General features: G+C 61.7%; 6 protein-coding genes. 1 reads left to right on the plus strand and 5 read right to left on the minus strand.

Annotated elements, in window-relative coordinates; genetic code table 11:
- The coding region (locus tag Q0K17_RS10230; protein ID WP_294542776.1) for a TIGR03905 family TSCPD domain-containing protein at window positions 1-265 on the plus strand (265 nt) is incomplete at its 5' end.
- A gap of 92 nt (window positions 266-357) precedes the next feature.
- Here Q0K17_RS10230 and Q0K17_RS10235 read toward each other — a convergent pair.
- The 5 genes from Q0K17_RS10235 to Q0K17_RS10255 are packed head-to-tail and all read right to left on the minus strand — an operon-like array spanning window position 358 to window position 5,419.
- Window positions 358-1,182, minus strand: coding sequence for a MurR/RpiR family transcriptional regulator (locus Q0K17_RS10235; RefSeq protein WP_294542777.1), 825 nt, complete (start codon window positions 1,180-1,182; stop codon window positions 358-360).
- A 32-nt stretch (window positions 1,183-1,214) separates the two neighbouring features.
- The gene (locus tag Q0K17_RS10240; protein WP_294542778.1) at window positions 1,215-2,039 is read right to left on the minus strand and encodes a PHP-associated domain-containing protein; all 825 of its coding nucleotides are present in this window, start codon (window positions 2,037-2,039) and stop codon (window positions 1,215-1,217) included.
- 12 nt (window positions 2,040-2,051) lie between these two features.
- Entirely contained in the window at window positions 2,052-2,879 is an 828-nt protein-coding gene (locus tag Q0K17_RS10245; protein WP_294542780.1) for an energy-coupling factor transporter transmembrane protein EcfT, read from the minus strand.
- Complete coding sequence (locus tag Q0K17_RS10250) at window positions 2,876-4,579, minus strand: ATP-binding cassette domain-containing protein (protein WP_294542782.1); 1,704 nt, start codon at window positions 4,577-4,579, stop codon at window positions 2,876-2,878. The genes Q0K17_RS10245 and Q0K17_RS10250 overlap by 4 nt, the downstream gene beginning before the upstream one ends.
- A 6-nt stretch (window positions 4,580-4,585) precedes the next feature.
- Complete coding sequence (locus Q0K17_RS10255) at window positions 4,586-5,419, minus strand: cell division protein FtsQ (RefSeq protein ID WP_294542784.1); 834 nt, start codon at window positions 5,417-5,419, stop codon at window positions 4,586-4,588.
- Window positions 5,420-5,707: the final 288 nt, after the last annotated feature.

Here is a 5,707-nt window from a genome sequence, read left to right on the forward strand (position 1 = left end):
GTTCGTATACAAAACAACCGGCACCTGCTCCCAAGAAATTCACCTGGACGTGCAGGACGGGGTCATCCGTTCGGTGGAATTTGTGCGGGGCTGTCCCGGATTTACCCAGGCATTGAGCCGGGTGCTGACCGGCATGTCCGTGGAAGAGGCCATCGCGCGGCTGGATGGCATCCAGTGTCTGGACAAAGGGACTTCCTGCCCGGATCAGCTGGCAAAGGCGCTGCAGTGCTGGCGCGCCCAGGCCCAGGACTGCATTTCCCGGTGAGGGCGAGCCCTCCGCAGGAACCCGGGCGCCGCCTCTGCGCCCAACCTATATACCATCAGCCCCCCGGTCAAACCGGGGGGCTGTCTTCTATCTCATCTGCCGAATTCCTGCTTCATCCGGTGCAGCTCCTTCAGGCGGGCGGCACCGTCGGCACCCAGCCGCTGGGAGGCGGCCACCACCAGCGTATCCACCAAAGCCGCGGCCGCCGTCATGGAGTGATATTCCTTCTCGGTACCACGGTAGACATAGAGGTTCAGATCGGCCCGGTCCTCAGCGGGAGGATGCAGCCGCCCGGTAAAGCAGAGGGTGCGGTAGCCCGCTTCCTTCTGCCGGCGCAGGATCATCCGCCCTTCTGCCGAAACCTTGGAGAAGCCGAAAAACACCACCAGATCCCCCTTCCCCGCCTGGACCAGCCCTTCCAGCAGCTCCGAACCGCTGCCGGGAAGCAGTTCCACCGGCAGGCCCAGCCGCCGCAGCCGGAAGAACAGCAGCTGCCCCATGGAGACCGAGGCGCTTTTGGCCTGGATGAAGATCCGGCGGGCACTAAGCAGCGCCTCCAGCGCCGCCCCAAAAGCGGCAATATCCAAGGCTTCCATGGTCTTTTGCAGGCAGGTCTGCTGCTGCTGCAGATAGTGGCGGGGGTCAAACTCGCCGTCAGCCAGCACCGTGCGGGCCAGCTTGCCCGCCGGCCCTTCCAGGTGGTTCTGGGCCAGCACCCAGTTTTTCAGCTGTTTGAAATCCTGGCAGCCCAGATGGCGGGCGAACCGGGAGATGGTAGCTTCCGAAACGCCCAGATCCGCCGACAGCTGCCCGATGGTCATGAAGAGAAACTCTTCCCGGTGGCTTTCGATAAATTCCAGCAGGCGACGCTCGGCGGGGGTCAGTTTTTCGGGACTTTGGGGAAATTGCAGCGGCATAGAGACACTCCCAAGGATGATATTTGCCTGTATTATACCACAGCCGGCGCGTATTGGGCAGTCCAGGCCGGCTCTTTGCCCAGCAGCACCGAGACATAATCCCCGCCCAGGGCGTGGATCTCCTTGAGAGACCGCTTGAGCAGAGCCGCCGTGGCCACCTGGCGGGCGGCGTTGTCCGAAATGCTGATTTCATAGTTTCCGCCGTTTACCGCCCGTTTCAGAGCCTCCACCGTGGTCAACGTTTCGGCAAAACGGGTGCGCACACAGCCGTACTGCACGGCCTGGTGGGTGTCGCTGCCGCTGACCACCGGCAGTCCCAGGGTCTTGCCCAGTCCGGTGGTCAGGCGCTGGGTGCGGGCACGGTCCTCGGCCAGATCCTTGCCGTTCATGTCCAGAAAATCCAGCCGGGTGAGCTGGTCGGTGGGCAGTTCGGGGATGTGGCCCCCCGCCCGGAAGGGATGGGCCCCGCCCACAAAGACGGGGTATTCTTCAAACAGATCCATCAGCTGCGCAAAAGGCAGAAAATTGCCTTTTACCTTGTGGGGTTCCAGACGGCGGTTCAGTTCGAGGATGGCTTCCATGGGCCCCACCGACAGGATGTGCCCGCCCTCGGCAATATCGGTCTCCATGCCGGGAAAGATGCGCAGCCCGTCAAAGACCAGGGTGTCCCCTTCCCGCTCAGACTGGGAGACGATATACCGGTACAGTTCGGCAAAACCCCAGGTGTTGAAATGCTCGGTCAGGCAGATGGCATCCAGCCCCGCCGCCCGGGCTTCCCCAAAAAGCCAGTGGGTGTATTCTTCGGAAAAAGGCAGCTTTTTGGCCAGCTTGCCATGGGTATGAAAATCGAGATACATAGTTTCCTCCTGTTATACAAGACCGGCCAGCAGGACGGTGACCGCCACCCACAGCACCGACACAGCGGCAAAGATGCCGTCGTCCCAGGTGAGATGCAGCCCGGCCAGCTTGATGCGCCGCACCGTCTTGTTCTGGGCGGCATAGCGGTAGCCCCGCAGTTCCAGTGCTTCCACCGTGGTGCGGCTGCGCTTGGCGGTGTTGAGCATCAGCGGATAAAAGGCGGCCATGATGATTTTGACCTGGTAGGCCAGATACCGGATCTTGCCTGTCAGGGTATCGTGGGCGGGCGGATTGCCCCGCAGCCGGTAGCTGAGCAGCACGTTCTGGAATTCCTCCATGAGCATGGGAAGGATGCGGTAGGCGTAGGAGATGGAAAAAGAGAGCTGTTCGGGACAGCCGAACCACATCAGGCCGTTGGCCAGCCGGTCAGGGTCCAGCCCGGAAAAGACCGTCACCGACGCCAGAGAGATGGTGGCCACCTTGAGGGTGAGCACCAGCAGGGGTGCGATGGCGGAGGCGTCCCCGCCGAACAGCCAGGTGACCACCAGCAGATAGCCGGTCTGGGAGAACACCCCTACCCCGAAGAGCAGCAGGACCAGCCCCGCCACCCGGGCCAGCAGGGTGGTGATCATCACCAGCACAAAGCAGCCCAGGAGAAAGGCGGTGTCCTGCACGAACCAGGGCACCAGCCCAAAGAAAAGATACCACACCAGCAGCACCCGGGGGTCCCGGGCGGCAATGACGGTATCGTTGTTGCCGTAGGCGTTTTTCAGCACCTGGTTGCGCAGGAAATCCATGGAAAATTTGTCCAGGATGTTTTCAGACAGTTTCTGCATCATACCCCATTCTCTCCTTCAAACTGCCGCAGAAATTCCGGCACCGTGTAGCACAAAGCCCCTTGGTCCAGGGCGCGGCCCATGGCGAAAATTTCCGGCGGGCGGATGCCCACCCGGGCCGCCAGGGCGGCATCCCCGAAGATCTGGTCCCGGGTGCCGTCCGCCACCACCTTGCCGCCGCAGAGCACCACGATGCGCTGGGCCCACTCGCAGACCAGCTGCATATCGTGGGTGGCAATGACCACCGTGTCGGTGATCTCTTTCATATCGCGGAGGGTGCGCAGGATCTCCCGCCGGGTGGCGATGTCCAGGTTGGCGGTGGGCTCGTCCAGCAGCAGGATGCCCGGGTTCAGCGCCACGCCGATGGCCAGACTGGCCCGACGCATCTGTCCGCCGGAAAGCAGCCGTCCGTCCCGGTCCGCCAGCTCGGTCAGGCGGAACCGTTCCAGCAGGGCGTTGGTTTTTTCCTGCCAGCGGTCCACGCCCCGCACCTGCATGGCGTAGGCGATATCGGCCTGGATACTGTCCTTGATGAACATCTCCTCGGGGTTCTGGTACACCAGCGAGATACGGCGGGAGAGCGCCTCCGGCTTGGTATCCCGCAGCGGCGTGCCGTCCAGGGACACCGTGCCCTGGTTGGGTTTGAGCAGCCCCACCAGCAGCTTCATCAGGGTGGATTTGCCCGCCCCGTTGGAACCGATGAGGGCGATCTTTTCCCCCTTGCGGAAGGTCAGGTCCAGCCCTTCAAAAACCACCCGGGGAGCGCCCTTGACGCTACGGTAGGCCACCGTCACCCCATGGAGGGCAGCGGCTTCGGGGCCCGGTTCCGGGCGGGAAGGGGTTTCCGGGGGCAGCCTTCTGCGGGACAGCGGCGCAAAGGCCGCAACGCCTTCCTCCACGGTGGAGGGCAGTTCCTGTGCCGGGTCCAGCAGGCCCTGCTGCTGCAGGGCATAGCCGGCCTGGGTCACCTGGGGCGGAAAGATGTTGCTTTGCCGCAGTTCCTCCACCCGCCCCAGCGCCTGACGGGTGGGCAGCAGCCACTGCACCCGGCCCTCTTTCAGAAGAAGCACATGCTTGCAGTAGTCGGCAATGTACTCGGTATGGTGCTCGATGACCAGGATGGTCTTGCCCCATTTTTCGTTGAGTTCCCGCAGCACGCCGTAGATGCGGTCGGCATGGCCGGGGTCCAGCTGGGCGATGGGCTCGTCCAGAATCAGGATCTCCGGTCCCAGGGCCACCGCTCCCGCCAATGCCAGCAGATGGGTCTGCCCGCCGGAGAGCTGCCAGACGTACTCTTCTTCCCGCCCCTGCAGGCCGCACCGGGCCAGTGCCTGCCGGCCCAGAGCCCGATAATCCTCCATGCCATAGTTCAGGCAGGCATAAGAAGCGTCGTCCAGCACGGTGGGGCGGACGATCTGGTTTTCAAAATCCTGGTAGACATACCCCACCCTGCGGGCCAGACTGCCCACATCACTTTGCAGGGTCTCTTGTCCGGCCACTTTGACCGAGCCGGAAAAGGTCCCCGTGATGAAGTGGGGGATCAGCCCGTTGAGCACCTTGCACAGGGTGGATTTTCCGCAGCCGTTGTTGCCCACGATGGCCAGGAAATCCCCCGGTTCCACCGTCAGATCCAGATGCCGCAGGGTGGGCTGCGCCGCGCCGGGGTAGGTATAGCAAAGGTCTTTGATCTCGATGATGGACATACCGCTTTACTTCGCCTCAGCCTTTTTCTTCATGACGACCAGCACCGCCAGAACCATGACGGCAGCCACGATCATGCCCACCGCAAAGGCGGTGCCGCTTTCCGCCCAGGAAGCCTCCCAGTCGATGAGTTCCAGGCCGCTGGTGGCCAGCATTTCGGCCGCAACGGCGCACACAAAGGCCACGGCACAGCCCGCCAGCGTCTTGCCGCTGAGGGCGGGGGCGGCGGTTTCCGGTGTGCGGGGGCTCATGCCCAGCAGCGGCTCGATCTTGCCGTAGAGCTTGGGCACCAGGTAGAGGGTGGGCAGCAGGCAGAAAAAGATGCCCGAGAACAGCAGATCGTTGAGGAAGGCAAAGCCTTCGGTGGCAAAGACGCTTTCGGGCAGGCCGGCCACGGCCTCAAAGTCCTCCACGGCAAACTGCACCTTGCAGATATCCACGATGGTGCCCATGAGCAGCTGGGCGCCGGTGCCCAGGAAAGCCGCCAGACCCACCATGCGGGTGTTGCGGGGATCCCGCACCAGCCGTCCTGCCAGATAGACGCCGATGGTGACGGTGATGAATTTTTCCAGCTCGCCCAGCCCGCCGAACTGGCCCAGCATGATCTCGCTGAAAACCAGTTCACCGGTGGCTGCGCCCAGCGCCGCCGACAGGGGGTCAAACAGCATGGCCAGCACCAGCGGGATGAACAGGAAATATTCTACGGAAAATTCCACCAGACCTACCTGGAATTTCGGGATCAGTTCGGTGAACAATGTAGCCAGTCCGTACAGCGACATGGTCAGCACAAAGACCATCAGTTTCTGGGACTGATTCATCGTCTTGGTTTGCGTTGCATTCATAGCGGATTGCCTCCCCAATGTTTTCGTTCGCTCTGTTTTGTTCCCCTTTGCGGGGTACGGTTTCATTGTAGGCCGCTTATGAAATTTTCTCCACCATAAAGCAGTAAAATGAAAGTTAATTTTCAGTAAAGTAGGGTCCGGCTAGCGTACATCTGTATTCCGTCGGTCATTCCGGCCTCATCGTAGATGAAATAGAGTGAGCCTTGCAGGGGTCCCTGCAAGGCTCACTCTATTTCATAATCTGAAAATAAAAAGCAAATCCGAACGCACCTTCAAAAAGAAGTACGT

The sequence above is a fragment of the uncultured Gemmiger sp. genome (genome assembly GCA_944388105.1).
Classification (GTDB): domain Bacteria; phylum Bacillota; class Clostridia; order Oscillospirales; family Ruminococcaceae; genus Gemmiger.